General features: G+C 65.5%; 23 protein-coding genes. 13 read left to right on the plus strand and 10 right to left on the minus strand.

What is annotated here, in order from left to right:
• Positions 1 to 166: 166 nt before the first annotated feature.
• Genes BH95_RS08480 through BH95_RS08495 form a run of 4 tightly spaced genes read left to right on the plus strand, consistent with a single transcriptional unit; the run spans position 167 to position 3248 of the window.
• Entirely contained in the window at positions 167 to 1333 is a 1167-nt protein-coding gene (locus tag BH95_RS08480; protein WP_037142815.1) for a C40 family peptidase, read from the plus strand.
• Complete coding sequence (locus tag BH95_RS08485) at positions 1330 to 1671, plus strand: hypothetical protein (RefSeq protein WP_020112177.1); 342 nt, start codon at positions 1330 to 1332, stop codon at positions 1669 to 1671. The genes BH95_RS08480 and BH95_RS08485 overlap by 4 nt, the downstream gene beginning before the upstream one ends.
• On the plus strand, positions 1653 to 1970 hold the full coding sequence (locus BH95_RS08490) for a YbaB/EbfC family nucleoid-associated protein (protein ID WP_020112178.1): 318 nt from the start codon (positions 1653 to 1655) through the stop codon (positions 1968 to 1970). Before BH95_RS08485 ends, BH95_RS08490 begins: the two co-directional genes overlap by 19 nt.
• Before the next feature lie 15 nt (positions 1971 to 1985).
• Positions 1986 to 3248: a hypothetical protein gene (locus BH95_RS08495; protein ID WP_020112179.1), complete on the plus strand. Its 1263-nt coding sequence runs from the start codon at positions 1986 to 1988 to the stop codon at positions 3246 to 3248.
• A 20-nt stretch (positions 3249 to 3268) separates the two neighbouring features.
• Here the strand turns inward: BH95_RS08495 and BH95_RS08500 are convergent, their stop codons facing one another.
• From BH95_RS08500 to BH95_RS28215, 3 genes are all read right to left on the minus strand, one after another.
• Entirely contained in the window at positions 3269 to 4393 is a 1125-nt protein-coding gene (locus BH95_RS08500) for an adenosine deaminase (RefSeq protein ID WP_037181566.1), read from the minus strand.
• Between the two features lie 69 nt (positions 4394 to 4462).
• The gene (locus BH95_RS08505; protein ID WP_037181568.1) at positions 4463 to 5743 is read right to left on the minus strand and encodes a thymidine phosphorylase; all 1281 of its coding nucleotides are present in this window, start codon (positions 5741 to 5743) and stop codon (positions 4463 to 4465) included.
• Positions 5736 to 6149, minus strand: coding sequence for a cytidine deaminase (locus tag BH95_RS28215; RefSeq protein WP_026347967.1), 414 nt, complete (start codon positions 6147 to 6149; stop codon positions 5736 to 5738). Before BH95_RS28215 ends, BH95_RS08505 begins: the two co-directional genes overlap by 8 nt.
• Positions 6150 to 6417: 268 nt before the next feature.
• Here BH95_RS28215 and sdhC point away from each other — a divergent pair, with 268 nt between their 5' ends.
• Genes sdhC through BH95_RS08530 form a run of 4 tightly spaced genes read left to right on the plus strand, consistent with a single transcriptional unit; the run spans position 6418 to position 9832 of the window.
• Positions 6418 to 6828, plus strand: coding sequence for a succinate dehydrogenase, cytochrome b556 subunit (sdhC, locus tag BH95_RS08515; RefSeq protein ID WP_094620628.1), 411 nt, complete (start codon positions 6418 to 6420; stop codon positions 6826 to 6828).
• A complete protein-coding gene (locus tag BH95_RS08520) occupies positions 6828 to 7283 on the plus strand; it encodes a succinate dehydrogenase hydrophobic membrane anchor subunit (RefSeq protein ID WP_019666214.1) in 456 nt (151 codons plus the stop codon). Before sdhC ends, BH95_RS08520 begins: the two co-directional genes overlap by 1 nt.
• A gap of 16 nt (positions 7284 to 7299) precedes the next feature.
• Positions 7300 to 9051, plus strand: coding sequence for a succinate dehydrogenase flavoprotein subunit (gene sdhA, locus BH95_RS08525; protein ID WP_019666215.1), 1752 nt, complete (start codon positions 7300 to 7302; stop codon positions 9049 to 9051).
• A 1-nt stretch (position 9052) separates the two neighbouring features.
• A complete protein-coding gene (locus tag BH95_RS08530; protein WP_019666216.1) occupies positions 9053 to 9832 on the plus strand; it encodes a succinate dehydrogenase iron-sulfur subunit in 780 nt (259 codons plus the stop codon).
• Positions 9833 to 9965: 133 nt separating this feature from the next.
• On the opposite strand, the gene BH95_RS08535 is transcribed toward BH95_RS08530, so the two are convergent.
• The 4 genes from BH95_RS08535 to BH95_RS08550 all read right to left on the minus strand — a co-directional run bounded on the left by BH95_RS08535 (position 9966) and on the right by BH95_RS08550 (position 13619).
• On the minus strand, positions 9966 to 10277 hold the full coding sequence (locus tag BH95_RS08535) for a hypothetical protein (protein WP_020112183.1): 312 nt from the start codon (positions 10275 to 10277) through the stop codon (positions 9966 to 9968).
• Positions 10278 to 10387: 110 nt separating this feature from the next.
• Positions 10388 to 11767 carry an MFS transporter gene (locus tag BH95_RS08540; RefSeq protein ID WP_027498885.1) on the minus strand — a complete coding sequence of 460 codons (1380 nt, stop codon included), beginning with the start codon at positions 11765 to 11767 and terminating at the stop codon, positions 10388 to 10390.
• 32 nt (positions 11768 to 11799) lie between these two features.
• Positions 11800 to 12627 carry an aldo/keto reductase gene (locus BH95_RS08545; RefSeq protein ID WP_020112185.1) on the minus strand — a complete coding sequence of 276 codons (828 nt, stop codon included), beginning with the start codon at positions 12625 to 12627 and terminating at the stop codon, positions 11800 to 11802.
• Positions 12628 to 12641: 14 nt separating this feature from the next.
• Positions 12642 to 13619 carry a Gfo/Idh/MocA family oxidoreductase gene (locus tag BH95_RS08550; protein ID WP_019666220.1) on the minus strand — a complete coding sequence of 326 codons (978 nt, stop codon included), beginning with the start codon at positions 13617 to 13619 and terminating at the stop codon, positions 12642 to 12644.
• Between the two features lie 60 nt (positions 13620 to 13679).
• Between BH95_RS08550 and BH95_RS08555 the strand changes: the two genes are divergently transcribed.
• A complete protein-coding gene (locus BH95_RS08555) occupies positions 13680 to 14708 on the plus strand; it encodes a Gfo/Idh/MocA family protein (RefSeq protein ID WP_037181570.1) in 1029 nt (342 codons plus the stop codon).
• An 18-nt stretch (positions 14709 to 14726) separates the two neighbouring features.
• Here BH95_RS08555 and BH95_RS08560 read toward each other — a convergent pair whose 3' ends face one another.
• The gene (locus BH95_RS08560; protein WP_037181929.1) at positions 14727 to 15749 is read right to left on the minus strand and encodes a LacI family DNA-binding transcriptional regulator; all 1023 of its coding nucleotides are present in this window, start codon (positions 15747 to 15749) and stop codon (positions 14727 to 14729) included.
• 104 nt (positions 15750 to 15853) lie between these two features.
• Between BH95_RS08560 and BH95_RS08565 the strand changes: the two genes are divergently transcribed.
• From BH95_RS08565 to BH95_RS08575, 3 genes are read left to right on the plus strand one after another with little or no spacing between them, the layout of a single operon-like run.
• A complete protein-coding gene (locus BH95_RS08565; RefSeq protein ID WP_020112188.1) occupies positions 15854 to 16861 on the plus strand; it encodes a Gfo/Idh/MocA family protein in 1008 nt (335 codons plus the stop codon).
• Positions 16858 to 17754, plus strand: a complete 897-nt coding sequence (locus BH95_RS08570) for a sugar phosphate isomerase/epimerase family protein (protein ID WP_020112189.1) — start codon at positions 16858 to 16860, stop codon at positions 17752 to 17754. Before BH95_RS08565 ends, BH95_RS08570 begins: the two co-directional genes overlap by 4 nt.
• 3 nt (positions 17755 to 17757) lie before the next feature.
• Entirely contained in the window at positions 17758 to 18738 is a 981-nt protein-coding gene (locus BH95_RS08575; protein WP_037160803.1) for a Gfo/Idh/MocA family protein, read from the plus strand.
• 18 nt (positions 18739 to 18756) lie between these two features.
• On the opposite strand, the gene BH95_RS08580 is transcribed toward BH95_RS08575, so the two are convergent.
• Complete coding sequence (locus tag BH95_RS08580) at positions 18757 to 19911, minus strand: Gfo/Idh/MocA family protein (protein WP_037181572.1); 1155 nt, start codon at positions 19909 to 19911, stop codon at positions 18757 to 18759.
• A 211-nt stretch (positions 19912 to 20122) separates the two neighbouring features.
• On the opposite strand from BH95_RS08580, the gene BH95_RS08585 reads away from it, so the two are divergent.
• Positions 20123 to 21121: a LacI family DNA-binding transcriptional regulator gene (locus BH95_RS08585; RefSeq protein ID WP_037181574.1), complete on the plus strand. Its 999-nt coding sequence runs from the start codon at positions 20123 to 20125 to the stop codon at positions 21119 to 21121.
• 4 nt (positions 21122 to 21125) lie between these two features.
• On the opposite strand, the gene BH95_RS08590 is transcribed toward BH95_RS08585, so the two are convergent.
• Entirely contained in the window at positions 21126 to 21935 is an 810-nt protein-coding gene (locus tag BH95_RS08590; RefSeq protein ID WP_244164854.1) for a GntR family transcriptional regulator, read from the minus strand.
• Between the last annotated feature and the right edge of the window lie 190 nt (positions 21936 to 22125).

Here is a 22125-nt window from a genome sequence, read left to right on the forward strand (position 1 = left end):
TCGGCGCAATCGGGACGGAATTCCTCGCCGCGTTCACCGCGGTGCACACTGCCCACACCGCTGCGGTGTCCCGGCTGGCCGGCACCGTCGCGAGCATCGGGGTTGCTGCGTCCGCGTCGGCCGCCGGGTACGACACCACCGATGCGTCGACGGCTGCGAGCCTGGCGTGATCGATGTGCTGGCGAAACCGATCACGGATCTGCTGGGCGGATTCGGGTCGGGAATCATTCCCGCAGGTGGTCCGGCGGATGTACTGAGATCGTCGTCTCGGGCACTCGACTCCGTGCAGAGCATCGGGCGATCCGCCATCGGAGAACTGGCTGCCATGTGGAGTGGTCCGGCCGCGACGGCGGCGCTGGACCTCGCCGGACAGGCGCAGACGAGCGCGATCGGGTTGTCCGAGCACGGTGACGAGATCGCGGCCGTCGTGGACCGCGCATGCGACAAGGTACAAGCCGGCCTTGTCGAGCTCCACGGCATCCTGCAGTCCTTCGTCACGGTGGCCACCACTGCCGCACCCGTGCTGTTCACTCCGGCCGGGTCGACAATGCTGATCGGTGCGGCAATCGATCATCTGCAGCGGGCGCTCGCCGTCGTCGCACGTGTGCGAGCCGAGCTCGCCGGCCACGCAGCGGAGATCGGCGCGTACGCGGCGCCACCGCCGGTTCCCGAGCCCGCCGGGGCTGCTCCCACCGCCGCCTCCCCTGCCCCGGACCCGGTCAGGACCGTGACGGCCGCGGCGCCTGGATCCGATCCGGGAAGCCAGTTCGGTCGGAACTTCCTTCGCACGGTGTCCGCGTCGGCACCCTCGATGCCCGACGCACCGTCCTCGCTCCTCTCACCGTCCTCGGGTCCGGCCGCATCGCCTCCCCCGCCGGGCATGTCGATGTACACCGGAACTCCTGACCGCACGACAGCCGACACCGGCGCGCCCGGCCGCGGCGTTCAGGTCGCTCTGCCCGACGGCAGCGTCGCGACCGCTCCCAACGAGCAAGCCGCGGGTGCAGTCAGAAGCGCTCTGACTCAGCAGGGCACTCCGTACGTCTGGGGAGGCACGTCCCCCGGGCAGGGCCTCGACTGCAGCGGGCTCACCCAGTGGGCGTACGGCGAGCAGGGAGTCGAGATTCCGCGGCTGGCTCAGGAACAGAACGTCGGCACCCAGGTCGGGCAGGACGAGCTGATGCCGGGCGATCTGGCTGTGTGGGACGGCCATGTCGCGATGGTCATCGGGAACGGCCAACTCGTGGAAGCAGGTGACCCGGTACAGGTCGGCGAGATCAGGACGACCAACTCCGGCATGGGCTTCAAGGGCTTCTACAGGCCCACCGAATGACGGACGAGACGACGAGCGAGCCGATGATCGCGCAGGCGGCTACTCGAGACGACTCGGTACGGGTACGTGCATCCGAGTCCGGCTTGCCTGTGTCCATTCACATCGATTCGGCCGAACTCCGCTACGGGGGTGCAGAATTGGCTGCCACGGTGCTCGATCTCTGCAGGCGCGCAACCGAACGAGCGCGTGCCGAACGGAGAACACTTCTCGAACAATCGGGGATGAGCAGGGACGTCCTGGACATGCTCGGCCTGCCGTCCGCATCCGACGTCGCGGACGCGGAGAACGAACTGATGGACACCGAGCAGCCACCGTCGTCGTGGATGACACCACTGTGACCGATCCGATCGTCATGCTCGTGGCACACGCGGACCGTGCTCTGGACACCATGCACGACGCGTCGGAGGCACTGGCATCGCTGCAGGTCACACGTCGCACCGAGGACGGGCACGTGTCGGTCACCGTCGATGGCAGCGGTGCGTTGACCGCGCTGGAGCTGGCACCGGACCTCACGGGAACGTCGGCCCGGGACCTCGGACGAGCAATCGTCGAACTGTCCTCCGACGCGGCGCGGGAAGCTCTCGAACGTCGCGCGGCGATCTTGGACAGGATGCAAAGTTCCCTCTCAGAGACCTGAGATAGGCTTCCGGCCATGGCTGGCGACATCATCCCGATCGAACTTGGTCTCACCCGCGGCGACTTCGTCACCCTGTGGGCTCCGGAGTGGCGAGAGGGCGACGACGAGTGGGAGGCGTTCCTCGGGCACGAGGAAGACCTCTACGGCTTCGAAGCCGTGGCTCACCTCGCCGCATTCATCCGGAACGACAACGACAACGACCTCGTCGACCATCCGTCGTGGACGGTCGTGTCCTCGCTTGCGGCGAACGAGCTCGAGCCCGACGATCTCCACCGGTTCGATCTGGTCGGTGTGCCGGAGCTCGTCGCCGAGGAACCCGACTCCGACGTCCTGGCCGAGCTCACCGCAATCTTCGAGATGGTTCAGACCATCGGCGATGTCTGTGAGATCAACTCTGTCGCTTCGTTCTTCGCCGGCAACCCCCACCTGGGTTCGGTGGGTCTCGGCGTCGACGCCTACGTCGGCAAGGACGGCCAGAAGCTGTGGGACCGCATCGGTGCGTCCATCGCCAAGAGCTGGGACGACATCATCGACGCCATCGACTCGGTGGTCACCACACCCGACGTCGACGCCAAGGCCGTGGACGTCGCGGAGGCGGAACTACTGGCTGCCGCGGAGAACATCGTCGACGCCGACGATCTCAGCGAGGACGACCCCGACGAGGACACCGAGGACGGCGAGAGCGACACCGAGGAGGATCCGGATCCCATTGCCGTGCACGCCGCCGAGGACGATTTCTGGGCGGGTGTCGGTATCGACCCGGTACGCATCATCACGTCCGAGGACACCTACTACACCCTGCGGTGCTACATCGACGACGAGCCGATCTTCCTCGGGCGCACCGGGTCCATCACCGTGTTCGGGTCCGAGCGTTCGCTGGCCCGCTACCTCGCCGACGATCACGATCACGATCTCGCCAAGGTCAGCACGTTCGCCGACGTTCAGACGGCCGCGATCGACGGCTCACTGCAGATCGAGGTGACCGACGACAACGTCTACGTCCTCCCCGGCCTGGCCGACGACCTCGCCGAGGGTCCGGATTCGGTGGATACCGACCAGCTGGATCTGGCCGTCGAATTGTTCACCGATGCAGCGGACTTCGCCGACGACGATTCGGTGGAGGAAGCGCTCGCCAGTTCCACGCCTCTGGGGTGGTACGTGTCGTACACCCTCGAGCCGGATCCGAACAGGCTGGCGCCGAGTCCGCCGTTCGCCGTCGAAGCCGAGGCGTGGCGGGCGCTCGAACGCGAATTCGAGGCCCGCCTACGCAAGGAGTGACCTGTGGCCGGCTCGCCGGTTCAGCCGACGAGTACCGCGTAACCCGGTTTGACGACGTCGTCGATCAGCTCGAGTCGTTCGTCGAACGGGATGAACGCGGACTTCATGGCATTGATGGTGAACCGCTCGAGGTCCGTCCAGCCGTATCCGAATGTGCTCACCAGCTTGTGCATCTCGCGTGACATGGTGGTGTCGCTCATAAGCCGGTTGTCGGTGTTGACGGTGACGCGGAAACGCAGCCGGGCCAACAGATCGAACGGATGCTTCTCGAGGCTGTCGACTGCACCTGTCTGAACGTTGGAGCTGGGGCACAGTTCCAGGGGCATCCGCTTGTCCCGCACGTATGCGGCGAGCAGGCCGAGGTTCGGGACACCGTCGGAGGAGACGTCGATGTCGTCGATGATTCGCACTCCGTGCCCGAGTCGGTCCGTCCCGCAGAACGCGACGGCCTCCTGGATCGACGGCAGCCCGAAGGCCTCACCGGCGTGGATGGTGAAGTGCGCGTTGGCTGCTCGCATGTACTCGAATGCGTCGAGGTGACGACTCGGAGGGAAGCCTGCTTCCGCACCGGCGATGTCGAACCCGACGACACCGCGATCACGGAAGCGCACCGCCAGCTCGGCGATCTCCCGAGACCGCGCCGCGTGGCGCATGGCCGTCAGCAGACAACCGACCCGAATCCTCTTGCCGTTCACCCGTGCCGCCGACTCGCCGGCCCGGAATCCTTCGAGAACGTGCTCGACGACCTGGTCGAGCGAGAGCCCTCGATCCAGATGTTGCTCGGGCGCGAAGCGGACCTCTGCGTAGATGACCCCGTCGTCGGCGAGATCCTCGGCGCACTCACGCGCAACCCTCGACAACCCCTCCGGTGTCTGCATCACCGCAACGGTGTGCGCGAAGGTTTCGAGGTACCGCTCGAGCGAACCACTGTCGGCGGCAGTGCGAAACCACGCCCCGAGAGCCTGTCCGTCCGTCGCGGGCAAGCCGTCGTATCCGCATTCCTCGGCGAGCTCCAGGACGGTCTGCGGCCGCAGACCGCCGTCGAGATGGTCGTGCAGCAGTGCTTTCGGAGCGGTCTTGATGGTGGGGAGGTCGAGCGGCGACGACCCGCCGGTGGACTCTGTCGATCTGGTCGCGGTACTCATGGTCCGACGGTAGCGCGATCGTCGAACGTTCGCGTGTCATCGGCCCCGCGCCGCACCCACGGCTGCGCGCTACCCGCCCACTCGTTCCAGGACGATAGGCGACGCCTCGAACGTGTCTCCGAAAGACCAGGCGTCGGCCATCGCCGCCGTCGCGTACTCGAACTTCTCGGGGGTGTCGGTGTAGAGGGTGGCGATCTTCTGCCCGGCGGTGACGCGGTCCCCAGGCTTCGCGTGCAGACGTACCCCGGCGCCCGCCTGCACCGGCTCGCCCTGCCGCTCCCGCCCCGCGCCGAGCCTCCAGGCGGCGACGCCCACACCCATCGCATCGAGGCCCGTGATCACACCGTCGGACTCGGCGGTGATGTCGTGCGACTCCGCCGCGACCGGAAGCGGAGCCGACGGATCTCCGCCCTGCGCGGAGATCATCGCCTTCCACCGGTCCATGGCAGTACCGTCGGCCAGCTTGTCCGCGGGGTCGACACCTTCGATTCCGGCTGCGGACAGCATCGTTCGGGCAAGCGTGACCGTCAGTTCGACGATGTCCGCGGGCCCTCCGCCGGCGAGAACTTCCAGCGATTCCTCGACTTCGAGCGCGTTGCCTGCGGTCAGTCCGAGCGGTGAATCCATCGCTGTCAGAAGAGCGATGGTGCGCACACCTGCGTCGCTTCCGAGATCGACCATGGCTTCCGCCAATGTCCGAGAGTCGGCGAGGTTCTTCATGAACGCGCCCGCGCCCACCTTGACGTCCAGGACGAGTGCGCCGGTTCCTTCGGCGATCTTCTTGCTCATGATGGAACTGGCGATCAACGGGATCGACTCGACGGTTCCGGTGACGTCACGCAGGGCGTAGAGCCTCTTGTCGGCGGGCGCGAGGTCCGCGTTGGCGGCGCAGACGACGGCACCGACCGCGGGATCGGCGAGGATCCGGTGGATGTCGTCGCCGGTCAGGTCCGCGCGCCACCCAGAAATGGACTCCAACTTGTCGAGCGTGCCCCCGGTGTGGCCCAGCCCCCGACCGGACAGCTGGGGAACCGCAGCGCCGCAGGCGGCCACCAGCGGGGCGAGGGGCAACGTGATCTTGTCACCCACTCCCCCCGTCGAGTGCTTGTCGACGGTGGGCCGGGGCAGACCGCTGAAGTCCATCGTCGATCCAGACGCGATCATCGCCGACGTCCATCGGCTCAGTTCGGAGCGCGTCATGCCTCGCCAGAAGATGGCCATCGCGAGGGCGGCCATCTGCTCGTCGGCGACGACGCCCCGAGTGAAGGCGTCGATCACCCAATCGATCTGGTCGGCGGTGAGCTCGTGGCCGTCGCGTTTGGCGGAGATGACGGAAGTTGCGTCAGACATGGTTCCCTACTCTGCCCGATTCGAGGTCGTCCGGACCGAAGGCAGACGGCAGCAGGTCCCCCAGCGGGGTCGGTCCGGATGCGGTGTCGACGAGCAATCCGGCCCCGCCGAACTCGAACAACAACTGCCTGCATCGGCCGCAGGGCATCAACTTCTGCCCGCGGCTGTCGCAACATGCGAAGGCGACCAAACGTCCGCCTCCGGTCGAATGAAGGTTGGACACGAGCCCACACTCTGCGCAGAGCCCCAAACCATATGAGACATTTTCCACATTGCATCCGGTGACAATTCGCCCATCGTCCACTAAAGCCGCGGCACCGACCGGATAGTCGGAGTACGGCGCATAGGCTTGCCTCATAACCTCATGAGCTTTGTCTCGCAACGTTTTCCAGTCGATTTCAGGCATGTTCACAATCAAATCACGGGCGAGTCCGCCGTGCACCACAGACGACTGAACCGATCCCGAAGAATTGGGAAGGCAAACCTAACAACGAAATGCAGGTCAGTACGAATCTCGAGTCGAATTAGTTCCAAGTTTCCAATGGGTTTAGAGTTCGAAGACGGCGGCATTCGATAACCGTTCGGAGCCGGAGTAAGACAAATCGAGCCAGGCATTCAAGCCCCGGCTACCAGGCTCGACGCGTCCACCAATGACGTTGGAGGCTTTGCACTCGATGAGTAGCACGACGGAAGTCGCTCCGGCCAAGGAGCGTAAGCGGTCTCTGTACCGCGGTGATCCCGGAATGTGGTCCTGGGTTCTGCACCGGATCACCGGTGTGTTGGTGTTCTTCTTCCTGTTCGTCCACGTTCTGGACACCGCAATGGTCCGGGTCAACCCCGAGACGTACGACGCGATCATCGACACCTACAAGACGCCGCTCGTCGGCCTCATGGAGATCGGTCTCGTCGCTGCAGTGCTGTACCACGCACTCAACGGCATCCGCGTCATGCTGGTCGACTTCTGGTCCAAGGGACCGAAGTACCAGAAGCTGATGCTGTGGGTCATCGCCGCGGTGTGGATCGTGGTCATGATTCCGGGAGCGGGCCGAATCTTCTACAACATGTTCACAGCGAGCGGGCACTGATGGCAACGACACACGGATCCGAGGCCAAGTCCCTCGGCAAGACCTACGACCGACCGGCAAGCCTGGACAACCCGCGCTCGCCGCGCCGGAAGTCCCGCGGCAACTTCGAGCTGTACGCATGGCTGTTCATGCGCTTCTCCGGACTCGCGCTCGTCGTCCTCGTTCTGGGCCACATGTTCATCATGTTGATGCTCGACGAGGGAGTGCACCGCATCAACTTCGCGTTCGTCGCCGGACGCTGGTCGAGCCCCTTCTGGCAGTTCTGGGACCTGACGATGCTGTGGCTGGCTCAGCTGCACGGAGGCAACGGCCTGCGCACCATCATCGCTGACTACTCGCGCAAGGACTCGACCCGATTCTGGCTGACGACGCTGCTCGTACTGTCGATGATCCTGATCATGGGCTTGGGCACCTACGTCATCTTCACCTTCGATCCGAACATTTCGGCGAGCTAAGGGAACTGAAGCATTCATGCAGGAACATCGTTATGACGTGCTCATCGTCGGCGCCGGCGGCGCAGGCATGCGAGCAGCCATCGAAGCCGGCCCCCGGGCCCGCACGGCGGTACTGACCAAGCTCTACCCGACGCGCTCGCACACCGGTGCCGCGCAGGGTGGCATGTGTGCCGCACTCGCCAACGTCGAGGAAGACAACTGGGAGTGGCACACCTTCGACACCGTCAAGGGTGGCGACTACCTCGCCGACCAGGACGCCGTCGAGATCATGGCCAAGGAAGCGATCGACGCCGTTCTGGACCTCGAGAAGATGGGTCTGCCGTTCAACCGGACACCCGAGGGCAAGATCGACCAGCGTCGTTTCGGTGGCCACACCCGTGACCACGGCAAGGCCCCCGTTCGACGTGCGTGTTACGCCGCCGACCGCACCGGCCACATGATCCTCCAGACGCTCTACCAGAACTGCGTCAAGCACGACGTGGAGTTCTACAACGAGTTCTATGCGCTCGATCTCTGCTTGACCGAGACGGACAACGGTCCGGTTGCGACCGGCATCATCGCCTACGAGTTGGCGACGGGCGAACTGCACATCTTCCACGCCAAGTCGATCGTCTTCGCGACGGGCGGCTCGGGCCGGATGTACAAGACCACCTCCAATGCCCACACGCTCACCGGCGACGGTATGGGCATCGTCTTCCGCAAGGGACTTCCCTTGGAGGACATGGAGTTCCACCAGTTCCACCCGACAGGTCTCGCAGGTCTCGGCATCCTCATCTCCGAGGCCGTGCGAGGCGAGGGCGGCATCCTCCGCAACGAGTCCGGCGAGCGCTTCATGGAGCGCTACGCCCCCACCATCAAGGACCTCGCACCTCGCGACATCGTCGCGCGCTCGATGGTCCTCGAGGTACTCGAAGGACGCGGTGGCGGTCCCAACAAGGACTACGTCTACATCGACGTCACGCACATCCCCGAGGAAGTTCTCGACGAGAAACTCCCGGACATCATGGAGTTCTCGCGCACCTACCTCGGCGTGGACCCCGTGAAGGAGCCCGTGCCCGTCTACCCGACGTGCCACTACGTCATGGGCGGTATCCCCACCAAGATCAACGGTGAGGTGCTGCGCAACAACGACGACATCGTCCCCGGCCTCTATGCGGCAGGTGAGTGCGCATGCGTGTCGGTGCACGGCGCAAACCGTCTCGGCACGAACTCGCTGCTCGACATCAACGTCTTCGGACGTCGCTCGGGCATCGCAGCGGCCAAGTACGCCAACTCCGTGGACTTCACCCCGCTTCCGGAGGAGCCGGCGAAGATGGTCGAGGAGTGGCTCGAACTCGTTCTGTCCGACCACGGCCACGAGCGCGTCGCGGACATCCGCACCGAGCTGCAGCAGTCCATGGACAACAACGCCTCGGTGTTCCGTACCGAGGAGCGTCTCGAGACCGCGCTGAAGGACGTCCGCGCCCTCAAGGAGCGGTACAACCACATCACCGTGCAGGACAAGGGAACTCGCTACAACAGCGATCTCCTCGAGGCCGTCGAACTCGGCTTCCTGCTCGAGATGGCAGAGGTCACGGTCGTCGGAGCACTCAACCGGAAGGAATCGCGCGGCGGACACGCACGCGAGGACTACCCCAACCGCAACGACGACGAGTACATGAAGCACACCATGGCCTACAAAGAAGGCACTGGCCTGCTCACCGACATCCGTCTGGACTACAAGCCGGTAATCCAGACCCGTTACGAGCCGATGGAGCGGAAGTACTGATATGAGCGCCCCCACTCTCGACAAGCCAGATCAGGTCGCCGAGCCGCCCGTGCCCAACGGTGCAGTGATGGTCACCCTGAAGATCGCCCGCTTCAACCCGGAGAACGGCGAAGGACAGCACTGGGACAGCTTCCAGGTGCCGACGCTGCCGACGGACCGCCTGCTCAACCTGCTGCTGTACGTGAAGGGCTACCTCGACGGCACCCTGACGTTCCGTCGCTCCTGTGCGCACGGTGTCTGCGGCTCCGACGCCATGCGCATCAACGGCGTCAACCGTCTCGCCTGCAAGGTGCTGATGCGTGACATGCTGCCGAAGGACTCGTCCAAGTCGTTGACCATCACGATCGAGCCCATCAGGGGTCTGCCGGTCGAGAAGGACCTCATCGTCGACATGGAGCCCTTCTTCGATGCCTTCCGCGCCGTCAAGCCGTTCCTCATGGCCAGCGGCAACGAGCCGACGCGTGAGCGCATCCAGAGCCAGGCCGACCGCGCCCGGTTCGACGACACGACCAAGTGCATCCTCTGTGCATGCTGCACCACGTCGTGCCCCGTCTTCTGGAGCGACGGCAGCTACTTCGGTCCGGCCGCCATCGTCAACGCACACCGGTTCATCTTCGACAGCCGCGACGAAGGCGCCTCCGAGCGTCTGGACATCCTCAACGACGTCGAAGGCGTGTGGCGCTGCCGCACCACCTTCAACTGCACCGACGCATGCCCTCGTGGCATCCAGGTCACCAAGGCGATCCAGGAAGTCAAGCGCGCACTGTTGTTCGCTCGCTAGACCGCTGTCGCCACGGCGTCGCGGGTAGCCGCACCGCTGATCGCGTGAAAGGGCCGTGCATACGATCTGATCGTATGCACGGCCCTTTCGCGTATGTGATGGGTCGGACAGGCCCCGCTGCGTCGAGGGGGAATCAGTCGTCGTGCCGGTCGTCCCAGTCATCGTCGTGCCGGTCGTCCCAGTCATCGTCGTGCCGGTCGTCCCAGTCATCATCGTGCCGGTCGTCCCAGTCGTCGTCGTGCCAGTCGTCGTCGAACGGCTGCGGTGGTACCCCTGGATCGGTTGGGTTCGGCGATGCCGGCGCGGAGTCGGGTGCGGTCGGAGTCGATGTCGGTAGCTGTGCGGGCGCTGGGCTGTCGTCGGCGAGTGCGACGGCGCCGATTCCGCCGAGTGCGAGAAGTGTCGCCGCGGATCCGGCGACGGCGAGCGTGACTACTTTCCTCATGGTGTGTTCCCTTCGATGTCCGACTTTCGGTGACATGGCAAGCATGTCCGTCGAACGTGAGAGGAAGAGGAAGCCGAGATGAGGAAATTCTCATCGTCCACCAGGGTGGATCAGGCCGAGGTCTTGGGCTTCGTCACCGCGGCACCGGCGTCGAACGGGAGGAGTAGGCCGCCGACCACCACGACGGTCATGAGGACCCCCAGTGAGGCGAAGGACAGTGCGAACGCCTGCCCCGACTGCCACCCCAACCCGCCGACGACGCCGGTGGACACGGTCAGGGCGATTGCTCCCAGCGCGACGCCCAATCCGGAGAACAGCTCTTGAGCCGACGCGTGGAACGTGTTGGCGTGGGTGAGTCGGTCGCTGTCGATGTCCGCGAAGGCCAGGGTGTTGTACGCGGTGAATCCGACGGACCGCAACGCCCCACTGATCACCAGGACGGCAGCGATGATCACCGGCGACGTGTCCACGTCGACGAGTGCTATCGCTCCGAAGCACAGCACCGACAACGCTCCGTCGGCGATGATGACGGTCCTGATTCCGAATCGTCGCATGAGCGGCGTCGTCGTCGGCTTGACGAGGATGTTGCCCGCGAACAGAGCGATGACCATCAGTCCGGAGACGAACGGCGACCAGCCGAAGCGAAGCTGGAACATCAACGGCAGCAGGAACGGGACAGCCGTGATCAGCATGCGGTAGAACGATCCGTAGGTCGCGGTGTTGCGGAACGACTCGATCTTCAGCACCGTCAGGTCCAGCAGCGGATGCTCGGTCCGGGTCAGGTGAACAGCGGCGACAGCCAGGACCAGCGCCGCGAAGACCACGCCGGTTCCCACCGTGAGCCAGTTCGTTCCCTCGGTGCGAACACCGTCTAGGGACACGATCAACACCGCGACACCGACGGCAGTAGCCACCAACCCGCGCCAGTCGAGTGGCCGACGCGCCCGGCTGCCGTCGACGCCGCGCACGAGCCGCAGTCCCACCACGAATCCGATGATGCCGAGCGGCACGTTGATCAGGAAGATCCACCGCCAGGACGCATAGGTGACGATTGCGCCGCCGACCGCGGGGGCGATGACCGGCGCGGTCAGTGCAGGCCAGGTGAGGTACGCGATCGCTCGCACGAGTTCGGTTTTCGTCGTGGCGCGCAGCACTGCCAGCCTGCCGACCGGCACCATCATGGCGCCGCCGACGCCTTGCAGTACCCGCATCACGACCAGAGCCGGAAGGGTCGGGCTCAGCGCACACCCGATCGACGCCGCGGTGAACACCACGATCGCAGCCAGGAACACACGTCGAACACCGAAGCGGTCGGCCATCCACCCGCTCGCCGGGATCAGAACGGCGAGCGTGAGGATGTACGACGAGATGGCGATACCGATGTCGACCGGATCCACTCCGAACGATTCGGCCATCGCGGGCACAGCGGTCGCGATGACCGTCGCGTCGAGAATTTCCATGAACAACGCGCCGGCGACGAGCAGCGCCAGCCCGCGAGGAAATACCGACGCGCCTGCGCCGGTCAGAACTCCTCGTGGGTGTCGGGATCCTGGCCCCAGATACGCCCACGCTCCAGTGACGAGATCGCCGCCACCTCGTCGTCGGTCAGGGTGAAACCGAAGATGTCGAGGTTCTGGCGCTGACGGTCAGGGTTGGACGACTTCGGTAGCGACACCGAACCGAGCTGATTGTGCCACCGCAGGACCACCTGGCCCGGCGAAACGTCGTGTGCGGCGGCTGCATCCGCAACCGGGTCGGCCTTCAACAGCTCCGAGCCTCGACCGAGTGGACTCCAGCTCTCGGTGACGATTCCGTGCTCGGCGTGGTACGCGCGCAACCGTGCTTGGGGGAAGTACGGATGGAGCTCGATCTGGTTGACCACCGGAGCAACTCCGGTCTCCTGCACCAGCCGGTCGAGATGCGCTTCGGTGAAGTTGGAAACACCGATCGACGTCGCGACACCGTCACGCTGGAGGTCGATCATCGCGCGCCACGTGTCCACGTACTTGTCCACCTTCGGCAGGGGCCAGTGGATGAGCAGCAGGTCGATTCGTTCCAGGCCCAGGTTCTCCAGCGAGAGCCGGACGGATTCCTTGGCCTCGTCGTAGCCGTGGTAGTGACCGGGAATCTTCGTCGTCACGAGAATCTCGTCACGAGGAACGCCGGACTCCCGGACAGCCTGTCCGACGCCTTCCTCGCTGCCGTACCGCAGCGCGGTGTCGATCAGACGGTAACCGGATTCGAGCGCCGACGTGACCGTCGCCGCCATGTCTTCCCCGTCGGCGACAACCGTCCCCAGACCCACTGCGGGGAGGACGGTTCCGTCGGCGAGCGGGAATGTCGATGTCATGGAACCTCTTTCGATCAGTATTCGACGGTGACCGTTCGGCCGCCCTCGTTCATCGATACCACGAGTGCGTCGGCGACGAGACCGGCGCGCAGGCCCGCGTCGGCGTCGGCGAGGGTGGAGGCGCGGCCTTCCTCGATCGAATCGACCCATTCCTGGAGTTCGAGTCGGTAGGCCTCGGCGTAGCGGGGAACCCAGTCGAGGGGGTATTCGATGGAGCGCTTGAGTTCGCTGTCGACGATGACGTGTGCCGGGATGGCGAACTGCGCGATCCCTTCTTCCCCGACGATCTCGCATCGCGTGTCGTAACCGTACCGTGCGTTCACGAACAGTTCGACGGTCATGAGAACGTCGGATTCGGTGCGCAGCAGCATGATCTGGGGGTCCTGACGAACTCCCGAGTACTTGCTGGTGCGTCCCGCATGCCAGCTGACCTCGGTGATGGGTGAGCCGAGCAGCCACGGCATGATGTCGAGCTCGTGGATCGCGGAGTTGGTGATGGTCGCGGCGGAGTCGCCGGGACCGGCCACCACGTTGCGGCTGATGCAGTGCGCAACGAGGGTGTCGCCGATCCGCTCGGGTGCCGCTGCGCGCTTGAGTTCGTTGTACGCGGGGTCGAATCGGCGCATGAACCCGACGGTGATGAGGTTGCGGTCGCCCTGTGCGGCGATGATCTCGCGGCACAGGTCGGCCGTCGGCGCGAGGGGCTTCTCGCACAGGACCGGCTTGCCCGCTGCGAGCGCGGCGTGCACGAGCTCGGCGTGGGTGGAGTCGTGCGACGCCACGACGATCGCGTCGACCGAGTCGCTGGCGATGAGCTCGAAGCCGTCGGCCGCCACGTCTGCGGCCTTCAGCTCTGCGGCGACGGTCTTGGCCCGGTCGGTGTCGAAATCGGCGACTGCCGACACCTCCGCACCCGAGATCGATCCGTTGATCTTGCGAGCGTGATCGGCACCCATGACGCCGACTCCGATGATTCCAACGCGTACAGTCATGTGCTGAGTATTACATCCTGATGTCCTAACAAACTACCCTTCGACAGAACAGGTTTGCCGATGACTTCGCTACCCGTCTCCACCGTGCCGAATCCGAACGAGGCACCGGTACTGCGTTGGGGCATTCTCGGTCCGGGCTGGATCGCGGACCGCTTCGCCGAATCGCTGGCGAAGAACTCGACTCAGCAGGTCGTGGCCGTGGCCTCCCGAAGCGAAGATCGCGCAGCGGAATTCGCCGGGCGCCACTCCCTGCCGAAGTCCTACGGAAGCTACGACGCTCTGCTCGCCGATCCGGACATCGACGTCGTCTACATCGCGACGCCGCACACCGAACACCACACGAACGCGCTGGCGTCGATAGCCGCAGGCAAGCACGTGCTCGTCGAGAAGCCACTTGCCGTCGATGCAACTCGCGCCGCCGAGATCGGTGCAGCCGCCGCCGAAGCAGGCGTGTTCGTAGGCGAAGCCATGTGGACGAAGTTCCTGCCGAAGTTCGACGTACTCCGGCAGATCGTCGACAGCGGCGTGCTCGGCCCGATCCGGACGGTCCTGGTGGACCACGGCGAGTACTTCACCACCGACCACCGCATCTACGACCCGGCACTGGCAGGCGGCCCGTTGCTGGACCTCGGCACCTACGACGCATCGTTCATCCACACGATCCTGGGTGCGCCCGAGTCCATCACCGCCGTCGGCCAGCCCGCGAACGACGAACTGAACGGCCAGGTCTCCGCCGTGCTGACCCACACCGGCGGCAACCATTCGGTCATGAACACCACGATCCTGAGCAACACCCCGACGTCGGCGACGATCTGTGGCCGCGACGGAACGCTGACGGTCGAGGGCCCGTTCTTCATGCCGGGATCCTTCACCGTGACCCTCCGCGACGGCGAGACCCTCGAGTACCGCGAGGACAAGGGCGTGCAGGTGGACGGTCTCTACTACGCAGCCGTCGATGCTGCCCGCGCGATCGGCGAAGGACGCCTCGAATCGTCGGTGCACACGATCGAGGACGCCGTGCAGACGTTGGCGATCATCGACTCGATTCGCGGACAGCTGGGCATCACCGACGGCCCGTTCGCCCGGTAACGACGCGCGCCGGAGCCCTCAGCGCACAGCCGGGGTGTTGAACCTCGTCACGATCTGGATCGGAGACGGCTCGGCCGCGACGCCGTCGACGGCACCTGCGGCCTGCATCAGCAGGCGGCAGGCCGTCCTGGCGTCGGCGCGCAGGTCGTGGTGCAGCACGGCCGACAGGGCTCCGGAGCGCAGCAGCGGCCGGTTGTCGCCGTCGAGGTCGTGTGCGACGAACACCCGGCACCTCCTGCCCGCCCGTTCGAACGCCCGGACCGCGCCGGTGTTGCCGCCGCCGATGGAGTACACGGCCTCGATGTCCGGGTACTCCGCGAGCGCGGCCGAGACCCGTTCCTCCACCGTCGAGTCGAGCCCCTCACTGTCGGATATCTCGACGACGCGTCTGCCGGAGTCCAACGCCCGCAACGTGCTGCGGAACCCGATCTCCCTCTCCCCCTCGTTCCTGAAGATGTTGCTGGTCAACAAGATCAGTACCGAGGACTGCGCGTCGCCCAGCCAGGAGTCGACCAGGTAGGCCGCGGTGGATCCCGCCGCCCGATTGTCGATGCCGACGTAGCCGAGCCGCGCGCTGCTCGGCACGTCGGTCACGTACGTCACGACGGGAATACCGAGTGCCACGAGCCGGTCGACCGCCTCCACCACCTCGGGGTCGTCCGGCGCCTTGACGATGACACCGTGCGATCCGCGCGCGGTGAACCGGCCCAGCGTGTCCACCATCTCGGTCACCGATTCGGTCTCCCGGAAGTGGAACCGGCACCGAACCACGGCGGGCGAGAGCATCGGCAGTTCCGCCTCCAGCGCCGCCCTGAATTCCGCCGAGAAGCGCGCGGGTGTCTGCATGACGACGTCGAACAGAAACTTCCTGCCGTTCAGACGAAGCTGTGACCGCTGTTTGTCCAGGTCGGAAATCGCTTGCTGCACTTCCGCTCTGGTAGCACTGCGCACCCCCGGCCGCTCGTGAAGTACGCGGTCGACGGTGGCGCGACTGAGCCCGGCTTGCTGGGCGATCTCACTGACCTTGTAGCGATGCGTCACGACCATCCTCTGAGGCGTTTTTGATGCGTTCCGACGGTTGATCCTACGCCTCGATCTGAGTCACACTCGAGGTCTACATTTCTCCTGCAGAAAGACCACCACAGATGGGCGTAACCGTCGGCGTCATCGGCCTTGGCCGGATCGGCGCATTTCACACCGACACACTGAGCACGCTCGCCGGGGTCGACGGACTCGTCGTCACCGACGAGCGCCCCGCCGTCACGGAGGCAGTCGCCTCGAAGTTCGGCGCCACCTCGGTCGACAGCGCTGAGGCATTGTTGAAGTCCGGAGTCGACGGAGTTGTCGTCGCTGCGGCAACTCCGGCACATGCTTCGCTCGTACTCGCCTGCGTCGACGCCGGCATCCCCGTGTTCTGCGAGAAGCCGATCGCCGCCACCCCCGGCGAGAGCCTTGCCGTCGTCCAGGGCATCGAGTCGTCGGGCGTCCAGGTGCAGATCGGCTACAACCGCCGGTTCGCACCGGCGTTCGCCGCGGCCAAGAACGCTGTTGCGTCGGGCGATCTCGGATGGCTGCACACCGTCCGCTCGACCACTCTCGATCCTGCGCCCCCGCCGCTCGACTATGTCGCGGTCTCGGGGGGCATCTTCCGTGACTGCAGCGTCCACGACTTCGACATCGTCCGGTGGATCGTCGGCCACGAGGTCACCGAGGTGTACGCGGCCGGGTCCAACCAGGGCGACCCGAAGTTCACCGAGTACGGCGACGTCGATACCGCTACGACGACGCTCACGTTCGAGAACGGAACGATCGGCGTCGTCTCGAACACCCGCTACAACGCGCGCGGATACGACTGCCGCCTAGAGGTGCACGGATCGAACGACGCCGTCGTCGCCGGCTGGGACCAGCAGGTTCCGGTGCGCAACCTCGAATCCGGTGCGACGTTCCCAGGTGGGACGCCTCACTCGTTCTTCATGGACCGCTTCACCTCGGCATACCAGGCCGAGCTCGGCGCGTTCGTCGACGTGATCTCCGGACGCATCGAATCCCCCTGCACCGCACGCGATGCGCTCGAAGTGGCCTACATCGCCGAGGCGGCCACCCTGTCCCTGCAACAGCACCGACCGGTGCGAATCGACGAGGTACGACTGTGACAACGACACACACCGACATCCGAATCGCCGGCGCGCCCATCTCCTGGGGCGTCTGCGAAGTTCCCGGCTGGGGATACCAGATCGACTCCCAGCGCGTCCTGACCGAGATGCGCGACGCCGGATTGACCGCCACCGAGGTCGGACCCGAAGGGTTCCTGCCCGCCGATCCCGACGAGCTGGCCGCAACCCTGGACAAGTACGACCTGAAATCCGTCGGCGGTTTCGCACCCGTGCTGCTGCATCACGCCCACCACGACCCGGTGCCCGGCATCGCCCCCCTGCTCGACGCGTTCGTCGCCTCCCGCGCCGAAGTACTCGTCCTCGCGGCAGCCACCGGCAGCGACGGCTACGACTCACGCCCCGAACTCGACGACGCACAGTGGAACACACTGCTCGGCAACCTCGATCGACTCCAAGCCGCTGCCGCGGAACGGGGCATCCGCGCCGTGCTTCACCCGCACGTCGGAACGATGATCGAACAGCGCGACGAGGTGCTGCGCGTGCTCGACGGCTCCTCGATCCCACTGTGCCTCGACACCGGCCACCTTCTCATCGGCGGAACGAACCCGCTCGAACTGGTGGAGGCCTACGCGTCGCGCATCACCCATGCACACCTCAAGGACGTCGACGCAGCGCTCGCCGGGCGCGTGCAGGCCGGTGAATTGACCTACACCGAAGCCGTCGCGCAGGGCATGTACACGCCACTCGGAACGGGCGACGTCGACATCGCGAAGGTGGTGAACGAGCTGCTCGACGCCGGTTTCGACGGCTGGTTCGTGCTCGAGCAGGACACCATTCTCGCCGAGGAGCCTGCCGGTGCCGGTCCTGTGAGCGACGTCATTTCCAGCGTCGCCTACCTTCGGAGCGTCGTGGAGGCCCGGGTACCGTCCTGAGACGTGAATCAACTCAGGATCGGCGTCCTCGGTGCATCTCGAATCGCCGAGGAAGCAATCGTCGAGCCCGCCACCGCCCTCGGACACCGGCTCGTCGCGTGCGCTGCGCGTGACAAGGCGCGTGCCGAGGCGTTCGGTGACAAGTACGGATTCGAGCGCGTGCTCGAGTCCTACCAGGACGTCGTCGACGACCCGGACGTCGACGTCGTCTACAACCCACTGGCGAATTCGCTGCATGCTCCGTGGAATCTGGCTGCGATCCGTGCGGGCAAATCGGTATTGACCGAGAAACCGTTCTCGCGCGATCGTGAGGAAGCCGTCCGGGTCTCCGCTGCGGCGGACGCCGCGAACATCGTTGTCATGGAAGGGTTTCACTACCTCTTCCACCCCGTGACGCAGCGGATCTTCCAACTCGTCGCCGACGGCACGCTGGGCGAACTGCGCCACGTCGAGGTCGAGATGCGTATGCCCGCACCCGAGCCCGATGATCTTCGGTGGTCACTCGACCTCGCCGGCGGCGTCATGATGGACCTCGGGTGCTACGGGCTGCACGTTCTGCGCCACCTCGGTGCCTACGCGGGCGGCGAACCGACCGTTCGCGAGGCACGCGCCGTCGAACGGCACCCGGGAGTCGACGAGTCGTTCGACGCGAACGTCGAATTCCCCAGCGGCGCAACAGGTGCAACCCTGAACTCGATGACGGACCCGGACTATCTGTTCACCCTGCGCGTCACCGGATCCAGGGGCGAAGCGTTCGCGCACAACTACATCAAGCCCAGCACCGACGACCGCGTGAGCATCACCGTCGGAAACACCACCAGTACCGAGCATCTGGGAACCCGCTCGTCGTACTTGTATCAGCTCGAGGCGTTCGCGCGTCACCTGCAGCACGGAACCGAGCTTCCGATGGGCCCCGGCGACGCCGTCGCGAACATGGCGATGGTCGACGACGCCTACCGGGCCGCAGGAATGTCGCCCCGCTAGCGGGGCGACATCTCGGCGTCACGCGCCTGGCGTCACCCAGCTGCCCGAAGCAACCGACTGCGTCATCGCGTCGAGCACCTCGGCGCTACGAACGGCGTCCCACACCGTCGCACCGGCGGGCTTGCCGTCTGCAATCGACTGGAGGAACCGCTTGGCCTCGATGATCTTGAGATCGTCGTAGCCCATCGACGAGGCCGAACCCGGTTGGAAGGCACCGTATTCACCGTGCTTGGGACCGACGTACACCGTTTGGACGGACTGATCCTGGTACTTGTCCCCGACGCTCAGCCCGAGTTCACCCAGCCGGCGGAAGTCCCAGAAGACAGCGCCCTTGGTGCCGTGGATCTCGAAACCGTACGCGTTCTGCTCCCCTACCGACACTCGGCTCGCCTCGAGCGTTGCGCGGGCACCCGACGCGAGCCGGATCTGGCTCGAGACATAATCCTCGTTCTCCACCGGACCCAGCTCCCCGCCCGTGGCGAGCGCATGTCCACTGGTCGCGCCGGTCGGCTTGGCGCGCTGCGGGACGAACACCGCGGTGTCGGCAACGAGGGACTCGATGTCTCCCAGCAGGTACCAGAGCAGGTCGGCACCGTGCGAGGCAAGGTCACCGAGGACGCCGTTGCCGCCGCGCGCCCGCTCGAAGCGCCAGCTCAATGCACCGTCCGGGTGTGCGGCGTAGTCGCTGAAGAATCGGAAACGCGCGTGGGTGACGGTTCCGATCTCACCCGAGGCAATGAGCGCCTTGGCCTCCTCGACCGCGGGCGCGTTGCGGTAGTTGAAGCCGACGGCCGTCTGCACGCCTGCCTTGTCCGCCGCGACGGCGACTGCGCGCGCATCGTCGGACGACAGTCCCACGGGCTTCTCGATCCAGATGTGCTTGCCGGCCTCGACCATGGCGGTGCCGATGGTGCGATGCAGGAAATTCGGGGCCGTGATCGACACTGCACCGATGGTCGAATCGTTCTCGATGTCGTGCCAGTCGGTGGTGGCGTCGGCGAAACCGAACTGCGCAGCGGCTTCCTCGGCGCGCCCGGGAACCTCGTCCGCGACGGAGGCCAACACGGGCGTCAGCGCCAGAACCGGGTAGTGATGCCGAACGCGGGCGTAGGCCTGGGTGTGCACCCGGCCCATCCAGCCGAATCCGGCAACTCCGACGCGAAGGTTCTGCACTGAGCTCACGAGCTGTTCTCCTGACGTTTACGTGAGTGGAAATGTAGGCCAGGGCCTACATTTCCACTCACGTGAAGGGGACGGTGGCGAATGGACGCCAGCTTTGGACCGGTCCAATCTATGGAAAGTGTGAACCACGCAGGACGGTCGAGTCAACACCGAACTGCTAGCGTTCACCCGGACCACCGGGATACGAGGAGAGGACGGCGCAGTGAGCAGGCCGACCATCCGCACCGTGGCAGCCCACGCCGGCGTGTCCAAATCTCTTGTCTCGCTCGTCCTCCGCGGATCCAGCTCGGTCAGCGACGAGAAACGCGCCGCTGTGGAACACGCCATCACCGAGCTCGGCTACCGCCCCAACCTGAGTGCCCGCAGCCTGACCCAACGCCGTACCGACATCGTCGGCGTTCTTCTCAACGACCTACGCAACCCCTGGTTCGTCGACTGCCTCGAAGGCATGAACTCGGTTCTGCAAGAACAGGACCTTAAGATGTTCCTCGCCGACGGCAGGCTGGACCGCAGCTCCGATTCGTCCTTTGTCCGAAGCTTCATGGATCTGCGCCTCGACGGCCTCGCGCTCGTCGGCACCCGGACACCGACCCCCACGATCCTCGAGGCGGCTCGCACCATTCCGACGGTCGTGGTCGCCAGCCGCGATCTGGATCTGCCCGGCGTGGACGTCGTCGCGAACGACGATGCGATGGGCACCGCACTCGCGATCGATCACCTCGTCGCACTCGGACACACCCGAATCGCTCATCTCGCCGGAACCGGTGCAGTCGCGGACATTCGGGCCGCCAGTTACCGCGCTGCCATGGCCGAGCACGGACTGGACCGGTTCGCCTCGGTCGTCCCGAGCGGTATGACCGAGGACGACGGGTACGCCGCCGCGTCGGCGATTCTGGACGGTACCGACGCACCGTCGGCGATCTTCGCCGTCAACGACATCGTGGCCATCGGCGCGATGACGGCCTGCAAGGAACGGCAGATCTCCGTGCCCGACGACATTTCCATCGTCGGCTACGACAACACCTCACTCGCCGGACTACGGCACGTGTGGCTCACCAGCGTGGACAACGCCACCTACGAACTGGGGCGACTGGCGGCTACGTCGCTGGTCGGCCGCATCTCGGACGCCGCCGCACCGGGCACGCTCACCCTCATCCCCCCGAGCCTGCAGGTTCGGGGTTCGACAGCGGCGCCGCGCTGACGTACTACCGGTCGACCACCGTGGTGTCGAAGTAGTACCGCGACGCCCGGTAGGCGTGCGATCCGAACTCGACGACACTGCCGGAGTCGTCGAACGCGGTGCGGTGCATCGTGAGGAGCGGGGCCTTGTACTTCTCGTCCAGCAGCAGCGCCTCGTCGCGGTCCGCGGCCTTGGCGCCGATGCGCTGCCGAGCGAGCCGGATGTGCACTCCACGCGTACGCAGCGACTGGTAGAGACCGTGCGTCTCGAGTTCGTCCGGGTCGGGAGCGATGGCCGTGGGCAGATGGTTGGTCATCAGCGCCAGCGGCTCGCCGTTGGTACTCCTGAGTCGCCGAATGGTCGTGACCTCGGTGTCGTCGGAGATGTTGAGCTCACGCGCGACCTCGTCCGTCGCGATACCGACGTGATAGTCGAGAAGCTTGGTGGATGGGCTCTGGCCTGCGCGGGCCAGGTCGTCGAACAGGCTCGTCAGCTCGACGGGGCGGTGCACCGGACTCTGCACGACCTGGGTCCCGACGCCACGCTTGCGTACGAGCAGGCCTTTGTCGACCAGCTCCTGGATGGCGCGGCGGGTGGTCGGACGGGACAGGTTCAGCCGTTTGGCCAGGGCCAGTTCGTTCTCGAACCGGTCCCCGGGAGCCAATTGCCCACCGAGAATCGCGGCTTCGATCGCCTGCGCGAGCTGGAAGTAGAGAGGTACCGGGCTGCCCCTGTCGAGCTCGACGGACAAGGGCGTGGCGACCGACGACCCCACGGGGGGCGTGCCGGTTTCGCCTGCGGACACGTTGGACGCAGTCACAGTCCAGCTCTCCATATCTCCTCGAAGGGCGAGCAGATCCACGCCCAGCTTGATCGAGAGTGTAGGCGAACACTAACATCGGCATGACTGGAAGTAAGAATGTCAGGACAAAGTATTGACATGACGCTGTGGTCTGAAGCACAGTAATAGCAGACAGGCTTTCCTGCGTAGCACCTCGCAAGTTGTGTCCCCAATACCCTCTGGA

It is taken from the genome of Rhodococcoides fascians A44A, from assembly GCF_000760735.1.
In the GTDB taxonomy this organism is placed as follows: Bacteria; Actinomycetota; Actinomycetes; order Mycobacteriales; family Mycobacteriaceae; genus Rhodococcoides; species Rhodococcoides fascians_E.

What these genes read in the sequence shown, in the direction of transcription:
- BH95_RS08485 (WP_020112177.1), top strand. Translation starts at nt 1,330, where the DNA reads ATGACGGACGAGACGACGAGCGAGCCGATGATCGCGCAGGCGGCTACT.
- BH95_RS08495 (WP_020112179.1), top strand. Translation starts at nt 1,986, where the DNA reads ATGGCTGGCGACATCATCCCGATCGAACTTGGTCTCACCCGCGGCGAC.
- BH95_RS08500 (WP_037181566.1), bottom strand. Translation starts at nt 4,393, where the DNA reads ATGAGTACCGCGACCAGATCGACAGAGTCCACCGGCGGGTCGTCGCCG.
- BH95_RS08505 (WP_037181568.1), bottom strand. Translation starts at nt 5,743, where the DNA reads ATGTCTGACGCAACTTCCGTCATCTCCGCCAAACGCGACGGCCACGAG.
- BH95_RS28215 (WP_026347967.1), bottom strand. Translation starts at nt 6,149, where the DNA reads ATGCCTGAAATCGACTGGAAAACGTTGCGAGACAAAGCTCATGAGGTT.
- sdhC (WP_094620628.1), top strand. Translation starts at nt 6,418, where the DNA reads ATGAGTAGCACGACGGAAGTCGCTCCGGCCAAGGAGCGTAAGCGGTCT.
- BH95_RS08520 (WP_019666214.1), top strand. Translation starts at nt 6,828, where the DNA reads ATGGCAACGACACACGGATCCGAGGCCAAGTCCCTCGGCAAGACCTAC.
- sdhA (WP_019666215.1), top strand. Translation starts at nt 7,300, where the DNA reads ATGCAGGAACATCGTTATGACGTGCTCATCGTCGGCGCCGGCGGCGCA.
- BH95_RS08530 (WP_019666216.1), top strand. Translation starts at nt 9,053, where the DNA reads ATGAGCGCCCCCACTCTCGACAAGCCAGATCAGGTCGCCGAGCCGCCC.
- BH95_RS08535 (WP_020112183.1), bottom strand. Translation starts at nt 10,277, where the DNA reads ATGAGGAAAGTAGTCACGCTCGCCGTCGCCGGATCCGCGGCGACACTT.
- BH95_RS08545 (WP_020112185.1), bottom strand. Translation starts at nt 12,627, where the DNA reads ATGACATCGACATTCCCGCTCGCCGACGGAACCGTCCTCCCCGCAGTG.
- BH95_RS08550 (WP_019666220.1), bottom strand. Translation starts at nt 13,619, where the DNA reads ATGACTGTACGCGTTGGAATCATCGGAGTCGGCGTCATGGGTGCCGAT.
- BH95_RS08555 (WP_037181570.1), top strand. Translation starts at nt 13,680, where the DNA reads ATGACTTCGCTACCCGTCTCCACCGTGCCGAATCCGAACGAGGCACCG.
- BH95_RS08565 (WP_020112188.1), top strand. Translation starts at nt 15,854, where the DNA reads ATGGGCGTAACCGTCGGCGTCATCGGCCTTGGCCGGATCGGCGCATTT.
- BH95_RS08590 (WP_244164854.1), bottom strand. Translation starts at nt 21,935, where the DNA reads ATGGAGAGCTGGACTGTGACTGCGTCCAACGTGTCCGCAGGCGAAACC.